Source organism: Pseudomonas sp. MPFS (assembly GCF_022537035.1).
GTDB classification, from domain to species: Bacteria; Pseudomonadota; Gammaproteobacteria; order Pseudomonadales; family Pseudomonadaceae; genus Aquipseudomonas; species Aquipseudomonas sessilinigenes.
In genome coordinates this window covers 1,364,259-1,384,703 of sequence record NZ_CP066123.1, presented here as the reverse complement: position 1 = coordinate 1,384,703, position 20,445 = coordinate 1,364,259, and the positions used below count along the sequence as shown (strand labels likewise).

Here is a 20,445-nt window from a genome sequence, read left to right as displayed (position 1 = left end):
GGTGGTCAGGAGCAGCCGATCAGGAGGCCAGTCCGACGATGGTCACCAGGGCTTTGCACAAGGCAAAAAGAAACCCGCACGCTGGCGGGTGGGGTGGGCTCTGGCTGCGCCTAGATCAGGCTGCGAGCCTTGGCACGTTTCTCTGCGATATCTGCCGGGAGTTCTTTGCCGGTCTCAAGTTTTCGCACCACCAGCCAGTCGGTCTGGCGCAGGTATTCCCGGGCCTCGTTGGCTTTCCGGTCCTGCTCAGTGAAGGTTTTCTTGCTCTGCGAGAAGTCCATGGTCGTCCTCGACGGTTGGAGTTACGGGGGGCTGTGCGGGGTGATCGGTGGGGATATCCACCGGGCCGGCCGCGGTGACGGTCACAGGCTCAGGGAAGCGGATGGCATCGGTGGCCGTGGCTTCGTCGTAGGGCATGAGGATCGCCACGGACAGCACGCCGTCAAGCGACATGACGGCGCGATCAACAAACCAGTCCGACTCAATGTCGACCTGTTCAAGCTGGTAGCCAGGCTGTAGCTCGGTGAAGTCGAACACCTCGCCGTTGAGCGTGATGACGTAACCCTTGACGGATAGCGACTTGAGCGGCTCAAGGGCGGTCGATGCGATGGGTGAAAAGCGGATGTCGATCATTATTTCCAGCGTCCTGTGGCGAAGTATTGAGGGCGTGCAGTTGCGCCGCTCCCAACCGAAACGAGGTTCCCGATGGTGATCGTATCGTTAGATGCTGCGTGAACCCCCCACACGAGCGCGCCCGCCTCGTCGGCTGTGCTCCAGACAACGACGGGGGCCGAAACGAACGGAACAGGGAACGTATAGGTGTACTGAGGCGAGCCGAATAGCGACCCAATCGGAATCGTTGTAGCCCCTGTTGACCCAGAACTAAACCAGCATTGCAGCGCTCCGCACTTGTGCTTGATAGCCCTGCCATTGGCGTTCTCGATGTACTGTGCCTCGTCCCCGTCGTAGAGTACGGTTTGCCACGGGGTCCAGGTTCCGTTTGGCTTCCCCCTGGTGAACATTTTCCCCGTTGCGTAATCCGTGAATTGTTGCGAGACGGTAGTCGCGCTGCTCCCGCCTTGTGTAACAAGTGCTCCAACCTTCCAGCCGTATATGTTGAACTGGCCGGTGACATAGCCGCCCGTCGTGTAGTCGTCCGGGCTGGCGGTGTTCCCGACGTACAGGGCGTTATTCGTGGACCCGACGCCGTAGTCCCCCTTGATCAGAAACTCACGCCAGCCGCCCCAGCCGCCCGCCTTGATCCGGGTGTAGAACTGACCAGTTGTGAAGTTGATGGCGGTCTGTCCGAGGTAGGTCGCATTAACCGGGTACGTCACCACGTAATGGTCAGCAGCGGTAGGGAGCCGCGATTGCCCTTTGTTCCGGACCAGGGCTGCGCAGGTTACGCTGATCCAATCCAGGAGGTCTTCGCCTACATCCAGAATGGTCGTGCCAATGCCGTACTTGAGCAGGATTGCCTTTACGGCTTCCTCATGTCCCTGCCCCGTAGTAAGCCCGTAAAGCTCCTGGGTCATGCCATTGAGCTTGGCAAGCTGTACATCAGCAGCCACTGCTCGCTGATCCAGCACGGCAAAGTTCTCATTGATGATCTGGGCACCGCTGCGCAGGTTGTCGCCGGTGCCATCGTTGGGCTGGGCGCCCGCCTTGATGGTTTTGAGGGTCATGGATGGAAGGCCTGTTCGAAGGTGGCGCTGAGGGTGTACATCCCTGCGCCCAACGGCGAGGGCTGGTAGGTCTTGCAGCGGTACAGTCCCTGCTCTCCCAGGGGTGGGGTCCAGTAGAACGGCGTGGCGCCGCGATGGGCGTCGATGAAGGCGATGATCGGCTTGATCCGGCTTTCGTCGCCGACGAAGGTCAGCGGCCAGGACTGGGTCTTGTTGTTGATGCCGTCCTGGACCACCTGCTGGTAGCCGTCGCCGAAGCGGGCCGACTTGAGGCGGAATTCGACGGTGCCCACGGGTTCCACCTTGGGCACCCAGGCGAAGGTTTCGATGGTCATGCTTTTCTCCGGGCGTGAGCCGTCGCGGCCGCTGGGTATCAGCGGCCGTTGATGACGGACCAGATCTGGCCGCCCGGCTTCAGGTCACGGGCGATCTGTTCGGCAGCGCCTTGTCGGGCGGCGCTGGCATAGGCGTTGGCGAGGTTCTGCTGGTTGGCGCCGGCTCCCTGGGCAGCGCCCTGGCCTTCGCCGACGTTGATGGTCTGCTGGATCACCACCTGCTGGTTGCTGGTGCTGCCGGCCGGTGCGCCCCCCAGCGCCACCACGCCCAGGGAACCATCGGCGCCCCGGCTCAGGGGCATGATCGCCTCGGGCCCGGCTTCGCCGAACAAGGCCATGGGCGCCAGGGTCGGAGCGCTGGCCACGGTGTTGCTGAAGACCCCGCCCTTGGCATAGTGCACGTTGGATACATCGAGCTGGGGGTTAAAAACGGTGGTGGCACCGCCAAGCGAGAACGACTGTGCCGCAGGGGCGGCGCTGGGAAAGAAGCTCGAAACCGCCGTCTTGGCTAGACCGAACATCCAGCTCAAACCAGCAGAGGCCGCCGTCTTAGCCGCCAGGGTTGCCATGTCCTTGAGTACCGAACTGGCGAAGTCGGAAAAGGAAAACTTGCCCGTGGTGGCGAACTGCACAATCGCCTCATCCATTTTCTGGAAGGCATTGGTGAAGACCGCCTTGGTCTGGCCCGCCACGTCATTGCCCTTATTCACGTACTCCTCGAAAGCGGACACCGCACCAGTCTTCCAGCCATCGAGCAACTCGGTCATCTGGGCAAAGTCACCCTGCACCTGCTGCTTGGCATCGTCGCTCTTGCTTTTCAGGTCTTCGATCCGAGTCGCATAGTCGTCGCTGTCCTGGGTGATCCGGCCATAGGCATCGCCTTGGGGAAAGCTAATCCCTGCCCGTTCGGTGTAGGTGCTGGGCACTTGCGGCACGCTTTGCTGGTATTGCTGCTCCAGGGTCTGCGCGTAGTCGGTTTCAGCGCTTTTGTTCTGCTTGAGCAACGCCGCCAGGCTGCCCTGTTTCTTGAGGTACTGGTCGACCGCGGTGGTGGCCGGGTCATAGGCCTTGCGCAGGTCGTCGAAGGCACTGGCGCTGGCGTCCAGCGCCGAGGCGGACGACAGGGTCATGGACTCGGCGATTTTCTTGCCGGCCTCGTCGATGCGCCGCTGCATGTTGCGCATGGCCTGGTCGGTGATGCGCTGGGCCTTGTCCAGGGCCCGCTCCAGGCCGCTCAGGTCCAGCCCTTGGGAAGCTGTTGCCATGGGGTTCTCCGGGTCATGAAAACCCGTCGAAACGGGTTCGGGAAAAGTGGCCTGGAATCAGCGCCACTCGTTCATCGCGCGTTCGAGCGACAGGCCCAAACGTTGTTCATGGGGCATGAAGTCCAACAACTCCGCCACGCCCCCGCCCAGCCGGTGGGTCTGCAACGCCACCAGGGCGCTGCCCGCCTCCAGCCGCCTACCGGTATGCAAGGAGCCATATCGGTCGATATAGCGTCCCCATGCCAGGGCTTCGTGGTAGGTCATGCGTTCCTTGGCTTCGGCAATCGTCCGGCCGCCGACTCCGTTCAGCACCAACTCGTGCCAGAACTCATCGGCGGCCGTCAGTTTTTTGCCGCACCGCCGGTGCCGTTGACCTCATTGACCGCATTGAGGATCAAAAACCCCAGGGTCGGCTCCAGGCCGTAGGCATCCTCGTAGCTCAGGGCCTCGCCGCCATCGGTGCCCAGTGCCACCGAAGCGGCGATGTAGCGGGCGTTGCGGCTCTGCTCGTTGTCGCTGTCGGCGAACAATCGCTCGATGACCCCGAAGGACTGCCGGCGGATGTGCAAGGTGAAGGTGTCGGTCACCTCCTTGCCGGTCTTGCTGTCCAGGTGAGTCCAGCTCACCTGCTTCTTCACGGGCTGGGCATCGACGATGCCGCCCTTGGCTTTGAGTTGCTTGAGGTTCATGGCGATGCTCAGGCCTTCTTGATCCAGGTGGAGCCACCGGTGCGCTGGATGGTCACGGTGGTGGTGACCACGGCGTTGAGGGCGAAGTTGAACGGGAAGTCCGAGACGTAGCCGTCGAAGGCGAACCAGGTGCGGGTGGTGGGCAGCTCGAAGTTATCGCCCTTGGCGTTGACGGTCGGCGCGACGCCCTTGCCGTCGGACCAGCCCACGACCCACTTGATGCTGGTCTCGCCATTGGCTTCGGACAGCTGGTGCAGGCGCACATGGCTGGCGTTGGCCGGGTCGGCGTTGAGCCCCAGGCTGGCGGTGCCAGGGGTACGCAGGCCTTTCTTGTAGCTGCGCTCCTGGGCGTCGAGGGTGGTGTCCTCGATCTGCTCGGCAGGCGCGCCGCCGGGCTCGAAGGAAGTGACGTGCTCGACTTCCAGCACGGTGTAGGGGCCGCTGCCGGTCACAGGCGGGACCAGGGCGAAGATTTGCGTACCTTGGGTAAGAATCGACATCGGGTGTTCTCCAGAAAACAATGAAAAACCCGCTGGTGGCGGGTCGAGGGTGTGTTGCTCGGGTGCGGACCAAAGGCGCCGGGGCCAGGGCTCAGGGAGTTGGCGAGCCGTCCAGGTAGGGTGGCGCGTTGGGGTCCGGTTCTCGGCTCTTGATCAGGTCCACCAGGGCCTGGTTGCTCTGCGCCAGCAGGCGGATCGCGCCGTTCAAGGCGGACTGGCCATCGGCCTGGGCCTGGAGGGCGGCGATCAGGCGATTGATGGCCGCCAGTTCTTCGTCATTCATGGCTGGGTGCTCCGTATCCATCGAAGGTTATTGGGCGAGCGCGGGACTGCGTCATTCGCGTCCGCTGGGCAGCAACGCCGGGGCCTTGGCCAGGCCGGCCTGCAGTGCGCTCCAGAAACTTGCGTCTTCGTAGCCCATGGCCCAGACGCTGGTGCCGCCCAGGCCCAGGCGCCTGACCAGGGCGGCCTTGCTGCGAATGCTTTGGGCGTCTTCATACCAGAGCACCGGCTGTGCTCGCTCCGCACTCCACTCGACGCCGTCGGCGAAGCTGTTGACCGAACCCCAGGTGGCGTAAGGAGTGGCCGAGGGGGCGTCCAGGTGGGTGACGGCGTTGTGCTCGGCGATGATTTCCTCATAGGCCGACCAGTGCACCCGATTGCCGATGCTGTAGTCCTGGCCGTAGGCCGCCAGCCCGGACAGCAGCTTGCCGGCCGGTACCCGCGTCACTGCGTAGGCCAGCAGCGCTTGCTGCCAGTCAAGGCCCGAGCCCGGGCCCGGCCAGACTTCGCCGTGGAAGCCGCCGCTGCTCCAGCCCGGGCCCACCTGGTCGTAGGTCATCAGCTGGAAGTAATCCACCGCTGCTGCCAAGGCCCGGTAGTCGTAGCCTTGCAGGTATTCGGGCTGCTGGTCGTCGAGCTTGGGCGGCACGCTGATGATCAGCTTGCGCCCCTGGGCATGCAGGGCCTGGCCCAGGGCTTTGACATAGGCGGAAAACGCCTTGGCGTTGCGCGGTTCCACCTGTTCGAAGTCCAGGTTGATACCGGCGAACCCGTTATCCCGGGCCAGCGTCACCAACTGCTTGATGGTGCTGGCACTCAAGGCCTTGCTGTTGACGATAGAGTGGGAAATGGCCGGGTCGAAGGCCGCGATGTCCTGGTTGTAGTCCGATACCGTCGGGTACAGCGGCAAGGACTTGGACTTGGCGAACGCGATGATCTGCCGGGTGGTGTCGTTCATGCCCTCCTGGTGCAACTGGCCGGTGACCGTCAGGCCGTAGGTGCTGCCCAGGCCCACGGCCGAGAGGTTGCGATAAAAAGCCTTGAGGTTGCTGTAGGAGGTCTCGACCTGGCCGTCGGTGTAGGCCAGGACCAAGGGCGCGGCCTGGGCCGCACTGGCCAGTGCCAGGGCGCAGCCGCCAAGCAGGCCACGCAAGAACCGCCGGATGCCTCGCGTCGAGGCCGGCTGGATGAAGTTGGAATTCATGAAATCTCCTGCGGGTGAACCGCATCGGGAAAAAAACCGGACGTCCGCAAAGGGACCGTCCAAAGGCTCGCAGCGGACGCCGCCGACCTAGAGTTGCAGCACCTTCAGCGGCTTGGCCTTGGGTTTCGGCTTGCCCTTGGCCCGGGCCTTGCCCTGCTTGCCGCCATTACACTCCACCGTGGTGCTCCAGCCCGACGGGCTGAAGACCTGCTCCACCGAATCCACCAGGTACTCGCCATCCAGCCCGGCCTTGAAACCCTGGGCGTCGATCAGGCGTTCGGCGAACAGGTCGATGCGCCCGGGCAAATCCAGGCGCAGGGCCGCGGTGCTGCGGTTGAACGCCGCCAGGCGCGCCTTGGCGGCCTGCTCTGCCGCGGATTTGTTCGGGTAGATATGCCGGTCGGTGTGCACCGCGGGCACCCCGGGCGGGGCACTGTCGTTACCCAGTTCGATCACCTGCAGCTTGCCGCTCTTCTTGTCCTGGTGACGGGTCTGCACCGCCTTGTGGCTGCTGGTGTCGCCCAGGCGAAACTGGTAGCGGCTCACCTCGTGGCGGTGGATGGTGACCTTGCCCAGGGCCTTGCCGCTGGCGCTCTGTCCCGCCTGGCGCGGCAGCACCAGCAACTTGCCTTCGGCGACCTTGGCGGTGCAGTCGTATTGCCGGGCCAGGCGGGTGATGAAGTTGAAGTCGGACTCGTTGAGCTGGTCGACCCGCAGGACCTTGAGCGCCACCGGGCACACCGGGGTCCAGCCGTTACGGGCCGCCAGGTCGCGGACCACTTGTTGCAGCGGTACGTCTTCCCAGCTGCCGCTGCGGGTGGTCTTGCCACTGCCGCGCATGTCGCTGGCCTTGCCGCGGATCTCCAGGGTGTCCGGTGGCCCGGAGACCACCACCTCATCCACGGTGTAGCGCCCGAGGCGGGTCAGCCCCTGGCCGGCATACCCCATGAACACCTCGATGCTCGCACCACGGCTGGGCAGCGCCACCGCACGATCGCGGTCGTCGATGCGCAGCTCGAATTCGTCCGACTCCATGCCGGGTTTGTCCGAGGTGCGCAGGGACAGCAACCGGTCGTTGATCTGGCTGGTAATGTCCCGGCCATCGGCAACGATACGAAACTCTGGGGTCATAAAACGCCTCGCACTGGGTGCCGATCAGTAAAGGAATTTGCAGGAGCGAGACCAGGGCTCAGTCCCATAGCTGGACCAGCGCCTGCTCCGGTGCCGGCAGGTCCGGCAGCAGGATCAGCACCCCGGCCCGCAATGGCTGGGGCTCGTCGGCCAGGCCCTGGTTGGCATCCAGCACCGCCTCGACGGTGCCGTTCAAATGCCCGTAGTAGTGCTGGCACAAGGTGTCGAGCAGATCGCCGTCAGAGGTTCTGCAAGTCGTCGCCATAGCTTACGAACTCCAGTGAGAAGGCCTGTTTGCGTGGAATGCCGCCGGCCAGCAAGTGGCCCTGGTCTTCGTCGATGCTGGTCAGGCACCAGGTGCCCAGGACCTCGCCGTAGCCGGTGGTCAGGCTCAAGGGGCGCAACTGCCGGCCGATGCTGCGCAAGGCCTGCAACTGCCCCAGTCCGCCCTTGAACCCGGGGAAGATCGAACCCTTGAGGCTGATGCGTTCGTCGCCCAGGCCCACCGCCTGCTGGGCACTGCTGCGCCCCAGGCGCTCCTGGCCAGTCCAGCGAAAGCTGGTCTGGCGCCGCAGTTCATCGAAGGCCGCCGTGTCCAGGTTGAAGTAATAGGGTTGGGAAGCAGCCCCCAGGGGCTGGAGGATCAGCAGGTGCGGGAACGGCTTGACCGCTTCGGCGGTGGGCGTTTCCTTGGCAGCGAACAGGCTGCTGGGAAAGATCGTGCCCAGGGCCGGGCTGATCTGCCCGCCAATACGGTTGATCGCCGCCCCGACCTTGGCCGTCTGCTCTTGCAAGGCGCCGAGGCGCTGTTGCACCTGCCCGGCTACCGTGACGGCCTGGTTGTACTGGGCCGCCACCTCGCCGACCCGGCTTTGCGCGGCATCGATACCGCGCAGGATGCGGCGCAGCCGGGTGCCGACTTGCGGCCCGACCACGGGCAGGTTCTCCAGCTCCAGGGCGGCGCCGGTGATATCGCCGATGGCCCCGTTCATGGGGCCCAGCATCTCGTCCGCGCTGCGCCGCCCCGCCTCCGCTGCCGCCACCAGGGATTGCAACCCCGATTGCAGCTGTTCCATGTAGGCCATGGCGTCTCCTTAAACGTGAGGTGCATCGGACAGCTGGCGAGCCGAGGCCTGGCGGCTGTACTCGTCGAACTGCCAACGCAGGTAGGGCTCCAGTTCCCGGGCCAGTTGCGCCGGGTCCTTGACATCGCCCTGGACCGTGACCGATATCGCCGGCGCAAAGCTGAACTGCTGCTCGATCGCCGGCGCCAAGGGGGCCTTGAAGGGTTCGGCCAGGGTGCTCGAAGGGCCGGGCGCCGGCGGCATGGAACGCACCACCTGGCCCATCAGCGGCGGGGTCTGCCCGCTCTTGAAGGAGTTGGCGATATCGTCCATGACCGGCGGGATGTTCTTGCCGGCGTCACGCATCATCAGCGGGCCAGCGGCGGGCATCGACTTGAGCGAGTCATCGCCGCCGAACAGTTTCTTGCCCAGGTAACCACCTGCTTCGGTTCCAGCCCAGGCCGACAGGATTCCCACCCCAGCCCCAACGATGCCACCAACGACCGTCCCGAGTACCGGTACCGCGGAGCCAACCATGGCACCGGTCATGGCGGAGGCGGCAACACCGGCCACAGCACCTGCCGCTGCACCCAGCACGCCACCGGCCAGGCCTCCGGCAGCCTTGCCATAACCTTCGGCTTTCTCGTCCCGGGTCTTGGCATTCTGGTAGGTGTCTGCTGCCTGATAGACAGCGCCGGCCACGGACAGGACGCTGCCGCCCTTGATCAGCGGCTTGATCACATTACCGCTGTTTTTAACCGCCGAGATTCCTGCTTCCAAGACCAGGGCGCCCTTGCTCGCCTTGCCTGCCCTGCCCGCATTACCTGAACCAAGGAGGTCCTTCAACTTCTGGACGGCCTTGTTGGCCAAGCCACCCTTGGGTTTTGCGCCCCGACCACCTCTGCGTCCCTTGCCTCCTTTCTTGTCACGGCTGGTGTCGATGTCGTAGTCACCGCCACCCAGTGCCCCCGGGTTGGTGACCAGCACCTTCTGGATGAAGTCCGGGTTGCCCATCATCGAGCCCCGGGCCACGTTGAACAGGCCCTTGCCGAGGGTGTAGGCCGCTTGCAACTTCTTCAGCGCCAGCAGGCTGCCGGCCAGGACCGTCACCCCCAGTACCGCCGGAGCGGCCTGGTGGGTCAGCTCGGTCATGCCGTTCGCCAGCCAGGTGATGCTCTGGCCCAAGCGGTCCGTGGCCGGGGTCAGGGCCTGGCCGAACGCCTGCTGCAGGTTGTCGACCGCACCATCGGCTTCCTTCCAGATCTGCGCCGACGTCCCCCGGCGCTCGGCCTGGTTCTTGTCCAGCACGCCGGAGGCCGTCAGCGAGTCCTGCTTGAGCTTCTGGTACCCATCCTGGCCCTGGGCGTAGGCCTGCAACGCCGCATTGACCTGCATGTTGACGAACAGGTTGTCGCCGCGCAGCGACTGCGCCAGGGCGGCCAGCATCGCCTGGGCCTTCTGCGGGTCGGTTTGCTGGCTGATCTGGGCCTGGGCCGCGGTCATCTGCGCGGCCTTGGCCGGGTCGGTGACCTGGATGTACTTCATGGCCAGGGCGAAGCTCGCCTCCAGGGTCGACATGCCTTTTTCCAGGCCGGTCTGCAGCGATCCCTCATAGTCGATGCCGGCCTTGGCATAAGCCGCGGCAGTGGCCGGTGAGCGAATCTCGCCCATCCACTTCTTCAGGTTGCCGGCGGCCTCATCGGCGCCGTTGGCCGTCGACATCTGCAATTGCAGCATCGACCCCACCTGGCTCACCGCATCCATGCCGGTGAGCTTCATTTTCGCAGCGCTCTCCAGCAGGTCGGGCAGCAAGCGGGCCATGTCGGCCGCCTCGAAGTTGCCCGCCTGGCCTTGCAGGGCCATGGCCTCCAGGGCCCGCTCCAGGGTCTTGGGATCGGTGATCCCGGCCTGCGTCTCCAGGGCCCGGATCAGGGTCGCGGTGTCGCCGACGCCGGTCCCCTGGCCAACCACGAACTTGGCCGCCAGCCCGGCATACTGCTGGGCCTTGTCCAACGACGTGCCATTGGCGGTCATCCCGGCGATGAGGCTGGCGACCTCGCCGCGACCCAGCCCGGAATCCCGGGAAACCTGGAGGACATTGCGTGCCAGCTGCGCCTCTTGCGGGGTATTGGCGATATTGCCCTTGATGGCGATGTCGCGGATCGTCGCCTGGTAGTCGGCGTTGATCTTGACCGGCACCGCCAGCGCCCCAACGGCTTTTTTCGCCAGCTCGTAGCTGGACTTGAGGTCCGTCTTGCCCTGCTCGATCTGCCGCTGGCCCGTGGCCCTGAGCTCAAGGCCCCGGGCCGCACGGCCCAGGGCCTGGTACTCCTGGTTTAGCTTGCGTACCTGGATGCCCTGCTTGCGCAATCCGTCCAGGCTACTGTCCAGCTTGGCCTGCAAGTCACCGACCCAGAGCGCGCCTTGTTTGCGGGCCTGGTTCAGCTCCCGGCGCAGGCGCTGGGTTTCACCGATGGCCGTCGCCAGCCCCCGGGCCTTGCTGGCCTGCTCGTCGAGCGCCTTGATCCGGTCTTCCACCGTCTTGGTGGCAGCAGCCCAGGTCGCGTCCAGGGCGCCGCCGATCTTTATCACTGTCGATACCAGCGTGTTGTTCGCCATTTGCCGCCCCCGTGGTGACAGGCTCAATCCGTGAGCCACCAGACCATGTCGCAATAGCGCATGGTCATGATTTCCTCAGCGCAAAAATGCAGCTCGCGAGCGAGCCGCTTCGCCGCCACCTTCATCACTGCCGGGTCAAAGCTCGTCGTCTTGCACCAGGCGAAAATAACCGGCCTGCAGGCGTTGGTAGTCCTTGAGGGTCAGGCCCTCCAGGTCCTTGCTGCCGACCTCGGCCAGGCTGGCGAACAGCATCAGCTCGCGCTGTTCGTCATCGCCGGCCGCCGCGCTGTTGGCAGCGCGGATATCACGCACGGTGGGCGCGCGCAGAGTGAGCTTGTCGCACTGCACGCCGTTCATCGACACCGCCTTGCTGAGGCTGATCACCACGTTCTCGGGGCTCAACACCATCCAGGACGGCGTGCCATTGATTGCTTCAGACATCGAGGAAGTTCCTTACAGGCCCAGGGCCGAACGTTGGGCGGCGAGCTGGTCGACACCGTTGATCACGCGTTTCATGCCCAGGGCATCGATCTCGTAGATCAGGCGCCCGTCGACTTCCAGCTTGTAGTAGCTCACGGCGACGTTGTGCTTGATCTCGGCCTTGTCACCGGACTTCCAATCGCCCATGTCGACTTCCTTGAGCAAACCGCGCAGGGTCACGATCACCGGGGTGGTCTTGCCCTTGAGGCCCTTGAAGGCGCCACGGAACACGCCGTTGAAGGCGCTGCTGTCGGTCAGGCCGAACAGCTTAAGGGATTCGCGGCGCACACCGGTGGTGGTGAAGCCGGCCTCTTGCTTCTCCATGCCCATGTCCAGCTCGATGGGCAGGTCCATGCCGCCGACCCGGTGTTCCTCGGTCTTGAGGGTGAGCTTGGGCAGGGTCAGGCTCGGCACGTCGCCTTGAAAGCTGATGCCATCGACGAACAGGTTCATGTTCGCCAGGGTTTCGGGAATCATTGCCATTGCTGCGGCTCCTTAAGCGGTTTTATCGAGGACTTCGGTCAGCCACTGGTTGGTGACTTCGACGCGGAAATTCGGGTTCTCGGCAGGCGGTACATCGGTGAAGCGGATGTTCCAGTACACCTTGCCCTGCTCCAGCTGGCTGGCGGTGTTCAACTCAGGGTCGGCATAGACCTCGAAGTTGATGATCGCGCCCTGGTTCTTCAAATCGCGCATGAAGGCCTGCAGGCCCTCGGTGACGTCCTTCACATAGGTGGCGGTGATGGAGCGGTCTACTGCCCACTTGTGGCCGTAGAGGATCGCGTCCATGACGATGTCCATGGTCCGCACTCGGGTGACGAAGGCCCATTTGGGGTCGCTGGACAGCGTGCGGTTGCCCCACAGGCGGAAGCCGGCATCACGAATGATGGTGGTGATGTTGGCGTTGTTCAGCAGGTTGGCGCGGCAGCTCTCGTCACCGTCCAGGAATTCGATGGCCCGGGAGGTACCGGTGACCCCGACGAACTCCTTGTTCGAAGGCGAGGCCCAGAAGCCGTACTCGTTGTCGGTCCAGGCGAACAGGCCGGCGACCCAGGCCGAGGCCGGGGCATCGACGGTGGCGCTGGCGGCGGTGTCCCAATACTGGATGCCCGGATCGACCATGAACGCGCGCTTGGCGCCGAAGTTCTTGGCGTAGGCCATGGCCGCTTCATCGGTGCTGTTGGGGCCGTCGATGATGGCCAGGCCGCGCAGCTTGTCAGCCAGGCCCACCAGGGCCGTACCGACCGCCTGGGTGGCACTGTGCTTGGGCGCCACCAGCAGGCGTGGCTGGGCGTTGAAACGGCTCTTGCCGTCCAGCAGCGCTTGCAGGCCGGTGCGCTTGCCGTTGGCCAGGACGCCGCCAATGATCGCCGAAGCCTGCTGCTCGGCATCCTCGACCTTGGTCACGCCACAGGCGACGATCACCGCCTTGGCCCGCTGGTAGATGGCCTGGCAGGCCTTGGTGATCGCGGCATTCGGGCCCCAGGCCGCAATGGCTTCGCGCTCGCTGGTGATCAGCAGCAGGTCATTGGCCTTGGCGCTGACGCCCGGGCCCTCGGTGAAGGTGTCCACCAGGCCGATGATCGAGGACGTGGGCAGCGCGATGGTGCGTGCGCCGGTGTCCACGTTGGTGACGGTGACGCCGTGGAAAAAGCTCATAGAGTCTCCAAAAAAGACAAGACCCCGCATGTGCGAGGCCGTGGGTGGAACAGGCGCCGAAGCGCGGGAATGAAAACGCCCCGTCAGTGCGGGGCGTTTATGGGGTCATACCGACAAGCCAGTCAGGAGCCGGAGGCCGTTTATCCCGATCGGGAAAGTCCGGAGCATCAGGCCAGTCTCGCAAGGTCTGGCGATACTCCTGCAACTCCTTGTACTGCACCGTGGTTAGCTTTGTCGCGCCCCCTGCGTCTAGTTCATCACGATGTCGGGCGACAAGCGGGTCAGTTGAAAGCAACTCCCGATCCCTCGCCTGTCGCTCGCGCTGTTTCATCTCCTCGATAGTTGGACCCGGCACCGGGACCAGGGTCGGATACCCATCCTTTCCGGCAGCGATTACTTGCTGCCCTGCTGTCTGTGCCCTGAACAATTCCGTGTAGAGTTTTTCCGTTATCTCTACAAGCTCGGCGGCCGGAGGTAGCGTGCAATCCGGGTTGGCTTGCTCAAGCGGCGGTGCAAACTCTCCGGCCTCTCCAGTTGATTTCCAATCAGGATCAGGAACGACAATAGTCCGACTTCCGTGCACGGCATCATCATAAAAACCGAGTGTTTTTGCGTGAAAGAAAATGCTCATAAATCAATATCCTCTTGCTTGGACGACCAGGGTTAGAGAGGTGCCCTGATCAATACCACTCCATTCATCTATGCGCACAACACACCCCGCTTGGGTCGGGCTTGAATAAGCCGCGCCGATGTTGCACGGCAGGTTTGATGCCCCCTGGCGAAAGCTGACCTGTGCATTGAGAAAGGCGTTGGGGAAAGCAGTAGGCCACGCGACGGACTGTATCCGGCTGCCTGAAATTTCACCGATTACGACTTCAATCCACTGAACAATCTCTCCAGTGTCCGCGTCCTTTTTCCAGCCGTTCTGTACGAGCGAGGCGGTGTTCTTCGGCGTATTGCCGGAGTGCCAGACCGTGTGGGCAACATTGCCCATTGAAATGCCGCCGACCTTGAGTTGATTGTCAGTGTCGAGGCCGAAGTACGTGGCAAATACTCCCATGCGATTGAACATCGCGACAGCAGATGCATTCGCAACACCGCCGTTGTGAATTTCTACCGCTCCACTTGCGCCCGAGAGATACGCAATCGGTCCAGATCCGCTGGAGCTAAAACTAGGGTTCGACCCCGACTGAACAGACTGCCCAAGTTTGATGCACTGCGCCAACGCGTTAGTTGTAGCGACTTTGTCTGCTTTGTCGTTTGGGTTGAAGTTTTGACTATTCCACAGCAGACCAAGATCGAGCGTATCAACTTGTGCTTTCAGTCCCTGGGCAGACCATCCAATCATGATCTTATTTGCTAGCTGACCGGTTCCGCCGCCCTGCTGAACGGGGGTAAAGCCAAGGCGGGGTTGCAGGTAATAAACAACGCCGTCACTTTCGCGGTGCATGTACGGCAAATTCGGATCATTGCTCGCCATGCCCACCGTGGTGATTTTGTCGCGCAGCGCCCTGTAGTTGATTTGCTGATCAGTTTCGAGGCGGGTGTAAGTAGTGGCCACGTCGGCTTTCTTCGAAGCGTCAAAGTTCCCGGTATGCCACAAGCCGTAGCCGAACACGCTTGCTGCCTTCGCCGGAATGTTCAGCAAGAGCGGTGTATGAAAGGTCCCACCATAATTTGCAGAAATGCGCACCTGATTGGTCAGCACATCCATGAATGCTTCGCAGGTGGGAGATTTCCAGCCGAACTCGGGGGTGTCATCACCGCCATTTGACAAGATCACGGACCCGGTCATGGTGCCGCCGGTCTTAGGAACTAGAGCGTTCACTGCATTACTCAGCTCGGTTTTCGTCACCCCATCAGTGATGCCGCTTCCCTCCAAGGTCGTTGGATTGCTTCCGCTTGTAACGATGCCACGCTTGTCGATGGTGACCTGCCGATAAGTGCCTGGCGTTTTGTTCGCAGGCAGCGCTGTGGCCAACGAGTCATCCACATACTGCCGGGTCGCAAGCACCACCGACGGATCGATCTTGAGTACGATCTGCGCGGTGTTCGACACGATGAAGTTCATGCGGATGATCTGGGTCTTGCCGGTGCCCTGGGCCAACAGAGGCTTGAAGGTGGGGGCGCAGCTGGCCACCGCCACCAGGTCACCGTCGGCATCGAACAGGCCGATTTCACGAATCCAGTGCCCACCGACATCAGGGGGGATCACCTGCTCGGTGATGATGACATTCGGGTTGGCAGGGTCGGTTCGCACTTGGTTGACCGGCGCCCGACGCCATTCGTTGATCAGCTTGGTCTGCGTCTTGTTCGGTACGGGGTCGGTGCCATTGGCATCCCCCACCGCCATCTCCTTGAAGGTCCAGGGAATGCCCAGGGCGGTGGCGTTGGCCTGCTTCGCCTCGCCCACCGCGGTGAGGGTGGCGAAGAACTGACTGTTGGAATCAATCATGGGTACACATCCAGGGTGTCTATTTCGTCAATGCACACGACCGGCGCCAAACGGCCGATCACTTCGATATCGCGAGATGCCGGGGGATACACGTCGAGCTCTTCGCCCTGCTCCAGGAAGACGCCGTAACCGATAGTCCCGGCGGTTTCCAGGCTGATGGCCAAGCCACTCATATGGCGGCTGACCGGCTTGGCGTCGTCGATCAGTTGGGTCAGCTCCTGGTAAGTCGCTTCGGAAATGCCGCTTTCCATCACACCGACTTTCAGGGCGAAGGTGCCCGGCTCGCCCTGGGGCACCATCTGCCACCACTCGACCACTTCGATCAGGTAGCCCAAAGGTTCCACCACCCGGCGCAGCGCACCGATGGTGCCTTTGCGGGCATGGATGAAGAACGAGGCCTTGATGGCGTTGCGCTTGACCGTCTCGGACCAGGTCGGGTCCCAGCGGTCCACCGACCAGGCCCAGGCCAGTTGCGAGAGCAGGTGCGCCGGGCAGGTGTCGGGGTTGTACAAGGTACGCAGGACGACGGCGGTGTCGCCGGTGCTGGCGGCGGCCAGGGCGCGCTCCAGCGGGGTGGCGTTGATCGGCAGCAGGCTGCTCATGTCAGCCTCCCAGCGTGATGCTGTAGCCGGTGCAGTAGGCTGCCTGGGCCGGGGTCGGGGCGATGTCCTGCCAGTTGGCCAGGTCGACCCGGGAGACCCCGGCGACGTGCAACTGGGCATCGATGGCCGAGCGCGGCACTTCCAGCCCGAGGCGCCGGCGCGGATTGATCCAGGCCGCCAGCTTGCGCCGGGCCTCGGCCAACGCGGCATCGCTTTCCGGCCCGGGGCCTTTCATGTGCAGCACCGCATCGATGCGGTAGGGCAGCACCTGGGCGCTCTGTACCGTGACCCGATCGCCCAGGGGCCGCACGTCCTCGTCGTTGAGGGCGGTGGCCACCGTCGCCAGTAGTTCGGGGGCGACACTGCCATCGCCCTCCAGCCCCAGCACGGTGACGGTGACGCAGGCCGGCGACGGGCTCTGGGCCGCGGCATCGGCCACCAGGGCCGAAGCGTTGCGGGCATGCAGGATGTAGCTGTTGCGCGGGCCGGCGGTGGTCAGGCCTTCGTAGGCCAGCTGGATGCGTTCGCGCAGGGCGTCGTCGGTCTCCTTGACCTCCGGCGTGGGCGGCAGCGCCTGCGGGTCGGCCGGGCGGATGACCAGGCGCTTGAGCTTGACGTTGGCCGCCAGCTGGTCGAGGTCGCTGCCCTGGGCGTGGGCCAACAGCAGGGCCTTGGCCGCATCGTTGACCCGGGCGCGCAATTGCAGGTCGCGGTAGGCCGCCAGCTCCAGCAGCTTGACCACCGGGTCGCTCTCCAGGGCGGCGCTCCAGTTGCCGCCCATGTGCTGGCGGAAGGTCGCCAGCTTGTCTTGGTACAGCGCTTCGAAATCCAGGGCTTCCAGCACCTGTGGCGCCGGTAGCGCCGATAAATCCAGGGTGCTCATGCCGTCACCTCCAAAATCGCACTATTACCCAGGTATTGGCCCGTCAGTTGAAAGGTGATCTGGCCCGCCACCACCGAAACCACCTGCACGTGCTCCAGCTTCAGCCGCGGCTCCCAGCGCAACAGCGCCCGGGCGACTTCGGCCTGTACCGCGCTTTTCCAGCCACCGGTCACTGGCAGGTCGACGAAGCGCCGCAGGTTGCTGCCGTATTCCGGGCGCATGCGCCGGCTGCCCAGGGGCGTGCTCAGGATGTCCTCGATGGACTGGCGCACATGGGCGATGCCCGACAACGACTGGCCGGTGCGGCGATCCATTCCGATCATCGCGTCACTCCTGCGCTTGCAGATCCGGGTGCTGGCCCAGGTAATCCCGGGCGAGGTTGTCACTGGCCTCGACCGCGACCTGGCCATTGGCGACGTTCAGCATCCGCCCATCGGGCAGGACCAGGACGCGGGAGGTGTAGGCCGTGTCGCGGAACACGACCGGGCCGGTGTTCTTTTTCTTGCTGCTCATGGTTGCTCCAGGCATAAAAAAGCCCGCGGTGGCGGGCGGGTGGTCATTGCGGCGTGGCAGTCGAGCCACCGCCGGGCATCACGCCCGGGTGGGTATGGGTGGAACCGACGTTCACCCCGTTGTGCTGCAAGCTGGCGCCGTTGATCTGCACATCACCGTTCAAGGTGATCTGCCCGGTCAGACTGATGGTGTCGGCCTTGGCCGTGATCGCGCTATCGCTGATCACCGCCGAGCTGCCGGCCACCTGGATGGTCACGGTGCCGCTGGGCAGGCTGATGCTGTAGCTCTTGGCCTGCCAGTCGTAGACCAGCGAGCCGCCATCGTCGAAGCGCCAGACCTCGACGTGGTCGCGGTTGTCCGGCTGGGTCCCGGCATTGCCATACAGCCCCGGGACGAAGGTGCCCTGGGCCGGCTCGCCGCTGGGGCTGATCAAGGCCCCCTGCTCGCCCAGGCTCGGCGCCCGCCAGTGTCGGGCCTTTCCGGCGGCCTGGCTGTGCCAGCGCACCCAGGCGCTGGTCCAGCCGGCGCCGTCGGAGACCCGCACCATGGCGGCGGCCAGGTCGACCCCGACCACGCTGCAAGGAATGATCAGGCCGGCGAGCATGCGATCGTGAGTCGCGGCGACAAAGCTCATGCCAGCTGCTCCGGAGAGAAGTAGCCGTCTTCCTTGCCGGGTCCGGTGTCAGGGCTGAAACCGAGCAGTAGCGATCCCGGCCCCTGGTTGTCCCAGGGCCACTGTTCCTGGCCGAGGTACACCAACTGCTGCCATTGCACGGTCCAGGCCTTCTTGCGCCACGACTCGCTGGTGGCGTCGGCAGGCTTGGCCCGCACGCTGGTGGTGCCCTCGACGAAATCGAGGTTCCAGTGCTGGCAATGCAATAGGTCGGCCATTTGCGCCGCCAGTTCGACAGCTTGCAACGCGGCCCCTGGCAGGTTGGCGTCCACCAGCATGCTGGCCTCGAACGTGGTCTTCACGCAGCTACGGCCATCGCCCGGATCAGCCCCCGGGTCCATGGCGGTGATGGCAAAGACGATTGCCGGCCTGGCCAGGCCATCGGGTGTCTCGGGGAACGCCTCCACCGCTCGGACAGCGGGCATCGCCGCCTTGATCGTGGCGGCGATAGCGTCGTGCAATATCGTCAGTTCGCTCATTGTCCAGTCCTGGCATCGGGCCGACGGCGATACCAGCGAGGCCCTGGCCCGCAGGCCGGCGCGCTGGTACCACTGTCGATCAAGATGCATGAAAAGCGCCGGCCGGCGCTCGACCGGCCAGGCACAGGCAAGGTGCACCCGCCCGGGCTTGCCGGCCGGTGCAAACGGGGTTGATGAAAGGCCGTTCAGGATCGATCGGAGTGCGAGTCACGCTCGGGCACCTCGCACACACCGATGCGCTTGGCCGCCCAGCGCTCGTAGAGGCCGATGGCGACGTCGGCGCCGGCCATGGCGGTCAGGCAACCGAAGGCGCAGGCGGTCCAGATCGAGACGCCGGCGGCATACAGCAGCATGATCGCCGAGACACCACAGATCACACAGGCTCCAGAACGCAGCACCAGGCGTCGCAGCAGTGCCCAGCCACGGGCGCCCTCCTTGTCGGCACGCCACATTTCACCGGACACGCCACCCAGCAGCGCCAGGACGATGACCATCCAGATCGGCATATCCAGCAACGCTTGTTGCTCGTTTGTCATTCAGGTCTCCCGTGTGGATTGGGGCCAAAGCAGCGGCCGGTTGATGAAAAACTCGAAACGATGATTCAAGGGGTCCCTGTCTATTGGCGGCCCACGTTAGGCAGGCATTCCAAAAAGCCCGGTCGCCCGGGCTTTTCAGTAATGCAATCCTTGGTCTTTCGGCGCTACTGGCGCGGTACGGACCCATTTAAATTGTTCCTCCGACCGCGACCCCTGTCCGCCGGATAACTGCTTCTGGTGCTTTACGCTGCACACCCGGGTCAGTTGCCAACCCTCTGAACCGTCGAGGCCGGTTCATCGCTGCCTTTTGCTTGTGCCACTAAAGAGCGTTGTTGCAGCCGTTTTCGAACGGCTTGAGACGAATATTATGCATTCATGCATATGCAGTCAATGCGTAAATGCATTTATTTATGCGCGTTTTTTGCTCCCATGCATGGAGGCCGCATAGACACTGGGGGTGAAGGGTTTTTCCAGGACAAAAAAAAGCCCGCTCAGGAGCGGGCTTGGCTTGCAGGTGACGGGTTAGCGGGCGTACATGCCCCACCAGAAGACATGACCGAGGATGCTGATCTGCTCTTCCTGGATATCCTGGAAGCTGTAGTCCTCGTCAGGATGCTCATCGCGGTTGAAGCTGCGCAGGCGGATACCGGTGGGCAGGCGGTACAACTGCTTCACCCGCAACTGGCCATTGTGATTGATGGCGTACAGGTCGCCATCGACGATATCGCCAATGGCGCACTTGCCGGCATTGACCCCGACCGTGGCGCCGTCACGCAGTACCGGCAACATGCTGTTGCCGCGTACCGTCACGCACTTGGCCTGGTCGAACTGCACGCCGTTGTGCCGCAGGCTGCGCTTGCCGAAGCGCAGGCTGGCGCGCTCGCTTTCCTCGATGACGAATCTTCCTGATCCAGCAGCCAATTCAACCTCGCGCAGAAAGGGAACCGACACCTCGTCGTCATCGACGGGGGTGTCATCGTCCCACAGGCTTATGTCCTTGAGTTCCGAATGAATCTCGTCGCGCACCGCACTGCGGAGCGGCGCAATAGCCGCACGTCCACGCAGTTGATCGGTGCTCACCTGGAAGTACTCGGCGATCCGGGAGATGTGTTTATCCGAGGGATCGACGATCTTCCCGCTGAGAATCCGCGAGAGGGTGGATTGAGGAACGCCGGTGCGACGGTGAAGCTCCGTGGGGGAGATCCCATCGCGATCCAGCAGTTCTCTTAAGACGGTAGAAACGTTGCGTATTTGCATAAAGCGCATATTGCGCGAACTTTCAAGGGAAGACAAATGCTGATTTGCATATTTAATGCATTTGCCCGACAAGCGTAGCGTCCCCTGGCGCCTGCGAGGCCGCGGGAACCCGTGGTAACCTTGCCGCCATCAGC

Annotated in this window: 27 protein-coding genes; all 27 read right to left on the bottom strand. The window is 63.6% G+C overall.

The annotated features are described in order from the left end of the window. Positions 1–110: 110 nt before the first annotated feature. Positions 111–281 (bottom strand): hypothetical protein, encoded by a 171-nt coding sequence (locus I9018_RS06225; protein ID WP_241108988.1) that lies wholly within the window; start codon positions 279–281, stop codon positions 111–113. Continuing rightward, positions 247–633 carry a hypothetical protein gene (locus tag I9018_RS06220; RefSeq protein ID WP_241108987.1) on the bottom strand — a complete coding sequence of 129 codons (387 nt, stop codon included), beginning with the start codon at positions 631–633 and terminating at the stop codon, positions 247–249. The genes I9018_RS06225 and I9018_RS06220 overlap by 35 nt, the downstream gene beginning before the upstream one ends. Further along, positions 633–1,685: a pyocin knob domain-containing protein gene (locus tag I9018_RS06215; RefSeq protein ID WP_241108986.1), complete on the bottom strand. Its 1,053-nt coding sequence runs from the start codon at positions 1,683–1,685 to the stop codon at positions 633–635. Before I9018_RS06215 ends, I9018_RS06220 begins: the two co-directional genes overlap by 1 nt. Next, positions 1,682–2,020 (bottom strand): phage tail protein, encoded by a 339-nt coding sequence (locus I9018_RS06210; RefSeq protein WP_022643403.1) that lies wholly within the window; start codon positions 2,018–2,020, stop codon positions 1,682–1,684. Before I9018_RS06210 ends, I9018_RS06215 begins: the two co-directional genes overlap by 4 nt. A gap of 38 nt (positions 2,021–2,058) precedes the next feature. Further along, the gene (locus I9018_RS06205) at positions 2,059–3,285 is read right to left on the bottom strand and encodes a phage tail tape measure protein (protein ID WP_241108985.1); all 1,227 of its coding nucleotides are present in this window, start codon (positions 3,283–3,285) and stop codon (positions 2,059–2,061) included. A 57-nt stretch (positions 3,286–3,342) separates the two neighbouring features. Further along, positions 3,343–3,597: a hypothetical protein gene (locus I9018_RS06200; RefSeq protein WP_031321344.1), complete on the bottom strand. Its 255-nt coding sequence runs from the start codon at positions 3,595–3,597 to the stop codon at positions 3,343–3,345. 29 nt (positions 3,598–3,626) lie between these two features. Beyond that, complete coding sequence (locus I9018_RS06195; protein ID WP_103324153.1) at positions 3,627–3,974, bottom strand: phage tail assembly chaperone family protein, TAC; 348 nt, start codon at positions 3,972–3,974, stop codon at positions 3,627–3,629. A gap of 8 nt (positions 3,975–3,982) precedes the next feature. After that, positions 3,983–4,474, bottom strand: coding sequence for a phage tail tube protein (locus I9018_RS06190; protein WP_185700109.1), 492 nt, complete (start codon positions 4,472–4,474; stop codon positions 3,983–3,985). A gap of 91 nt (positions 4,475–4,565) precedes the next feature. Then, positions 4,566–4,757, bottom strand: a complete 192-nt coding sequence (locus I9018_RS06185) for a hypothetical protein (protein ID WP_022643397.1) — start codon at positions 4,755–4,757, stop codon at positions 4,566–4,568. A gap of 51 nt (positions 4,758–4,808) precedes the next feature. Then, on the bottom strand, positions 4,809–5,960 hold the full coding sequence (locus I9018_RS06180) for a glycosyl hydrolase family 18 protein (protein ID WP_241108984.1): 1,152 nt from the start codon (positions 5,958–5,960) through the stop codon (positions 4,809–4,811). A gap of 87 nt (positions 5,961–6,047) precedes the next feature. Further along, entirely contained in the window at positions 6,048–7,091 is a 1,044-nt protein-coding gene (locus I9018_RS06175) for a contractile injection system protein, VgrG/Pvc8 family (RefSeq protein WP_241108983.1), read from the bottom strand. A 58-nt stretch (positions 7,092–7,149) separates the two neighbouring features. Further along, a complete protein-coding gene (locus I9018_RS06170; RefSeq protein WP_022643394.1) occupies positions 7,150–7,356 on the bottom strand; it encodes a tail protein X in 207 nt (68 codons plus the stop codon). Then, positions 7,331–8,176, bottom strand: a complete 846-nt coding sequence (locus I9018_RS06165; RefSeq protein ID WP_241108982.1) for a phage tail protein — start codon at positions 8,174–8,176, stop codon at positions 7,331–7,333. The genes I9018_RS06170 and I9018_RS06165 overlap by 26 nt, the downstream gene beginning before the upstream one ends. A 9-nt stretch (positions 8,177–8,185) precedes the next feature. Next, entirely contained in the window at positions 8,186–10,774 is a 2,589-nt protein-coding gene (locus I9018_RS06160; RefSeq protein WP_241108981.1) for a phage tail tape measure protein, read from the bottom strand. A gap of 135 nt (positions 10,775–10,909) precedes the next feature. Further along, positions 10,910–11,215: a phage tail assembly protein gene (locus tag I9018_RS06155; protein WP_022643388.1), complete on the bottom strand. Its 306-nt coding sequence runs from the start codon at positions 11,213–11,215 to the stop codon at positions 10,910–10,912. A gap of 12 nt (positions 11,216–11,227) precedes the next feature. After that, positions 11,228–11,737 (bottom strand): phage major tail tube protein, encoded by a 510-nt coding sequence (locus tag I9018_RS06150; RefSeq protein WP_022643387.1) that lies wholly within the window; start codon positions 11,735–11,737, stop codon positions 11,228–11,230. 12 nt (positions 11,738–11,749) lie between these two features. Further along, complete coding sequence (locus I9018_RS06145; RefSeq protein WP_241108980.1) at positions 11,750–12,913, bottom strand: phage tail sheath family protein; 1,164 nt, start codon at positions 12,911–12,913, stop codon at positions 11,750–11,752. A 97-nt stretch (positions 12,914–13,010) separates the two neighbouring features. After that, entirely contained in the window at positions 13,011–13,544 is a 534-nt protein-coding gene (locus I9018_RS06140) for a phage tail assembly chaperone (protein ID WP_241108979.1), read from the bottom strand. Between the two features lie 3 nt (positions 13,545–13,547). Then, the gene (locus I9018_RS06135) at positions 13,548–15,368 is read right to left on the bottom strand and encodes a phage tail protein (RefSeq protein WP_241108978.1); all 1,821 of its coding nucleotides are present in this window, start codon (positions 15,366–15,368) and stop codon (positions 13,548–13,550) included. After that, a complete protein-coding gene (locus tag I9018_RS06130; protein WP_241108977.1) occupies positions 15,365–15,970 on the bottom strand; it encodes a phage tail protein I in 606 nt (201 codons plus the stop codon). The genes I9018_RS06135 and I9018_RS06130 overlap by 4 nt, the downstream gene beginning before the upstream one ends. Before the next feature lies 1 nt (position 15,971). Continuing rightward, positions 15,972–16,853 (bottom strand): baseplate J/gp47 family protein, encoded by an 882-nt coding sequence (locus I9018_RS06125; RefSeq protein WP_124345864.1) that lies wholly within the window; start codon positions 16,851–16,853, stop codon positions 15,972–15,974. Next, positions 16,850–17,176 carry a GPW/gp25 family protein gene (locus I9018_RS06120; protein WP_022643382.1) on the bottom strand — a complete coding sequence of 109 codons (327 nt, stop codon included), beginning with the start codon at positions 17,174–17,176 and terminating at the stop codon, positions 16,850–16,852. The genes I9018_RS06125 and I9018_RS06120 overlap by 4 nt, the downstream gene beginning before the upstream one ends. Before the next feature lie 4 nt (positions 17,177–17,180). Further along, the gene (locus I9018_RS06115; protein ID WP_185700096.1) at positions 17,181–17,366 is read right to left on the bottom strand and encodes a hypothetical protein; all 186 of its coding nucleotides are present in this window, start codon (positions 17,364–17,366) and stop codon (positions 17,181–17,183) included. Between the two features lie 43 nt (positions 17,367–17,409). After that, the gene (locus tag I9018_RS06110; RefSeq protein ID WP_241108976.1) at positions 17,410–18,000 is read right to left on the bottom strand and encodes a phage baseplate assembly protein V; all 591 of its coding nucleotides are present in this window, start codon (positions 17,998–18,000) and stop codon (positions 17,410–17,412) included. Beyond that, positions 17,997–18,608, bottom strand: coding sequence for a hypothetical protein (locus I9018_RS06105; protein ID WP_241108975.1), 612 nt, complete (start codon positions 18,606–18,608; stop codon positions 17,997–17,999). Before I9018_RS06105 ends, I9018_RS06110 begins: the two co-directional genes overlap by 4 nt. Before the next feature lie 95 nt (positions 18,609–18,703). After that, positions 18,704–19,054 (bottom strand): phage holin family protein, encoded by a 351-nt coding sequence (locus tag I9018_RS06100; RefSeq protein ID WP_022642604.1) that lies wholly within the window; start codon positions 19,052–19,054, stop codon positions 18,704–18,706. Between the two features lie 522 nt (positions 19,055–19,576). Further along, positions 19,577–20,320 carry an XRE family transcriptional regulator gene (locus I9018_RS06095; RefSeq protein ID WP_241108974.1) on the bottom strand — a complete coding sequence of 248 codons (744 nt, stop codon included), beginning with the start codon at positions 20,318–20,320 and terminating at the stop codon, positions 19,577–19,579. Positions 20,321–20,445: the final 125 nt, after the last annotated feature.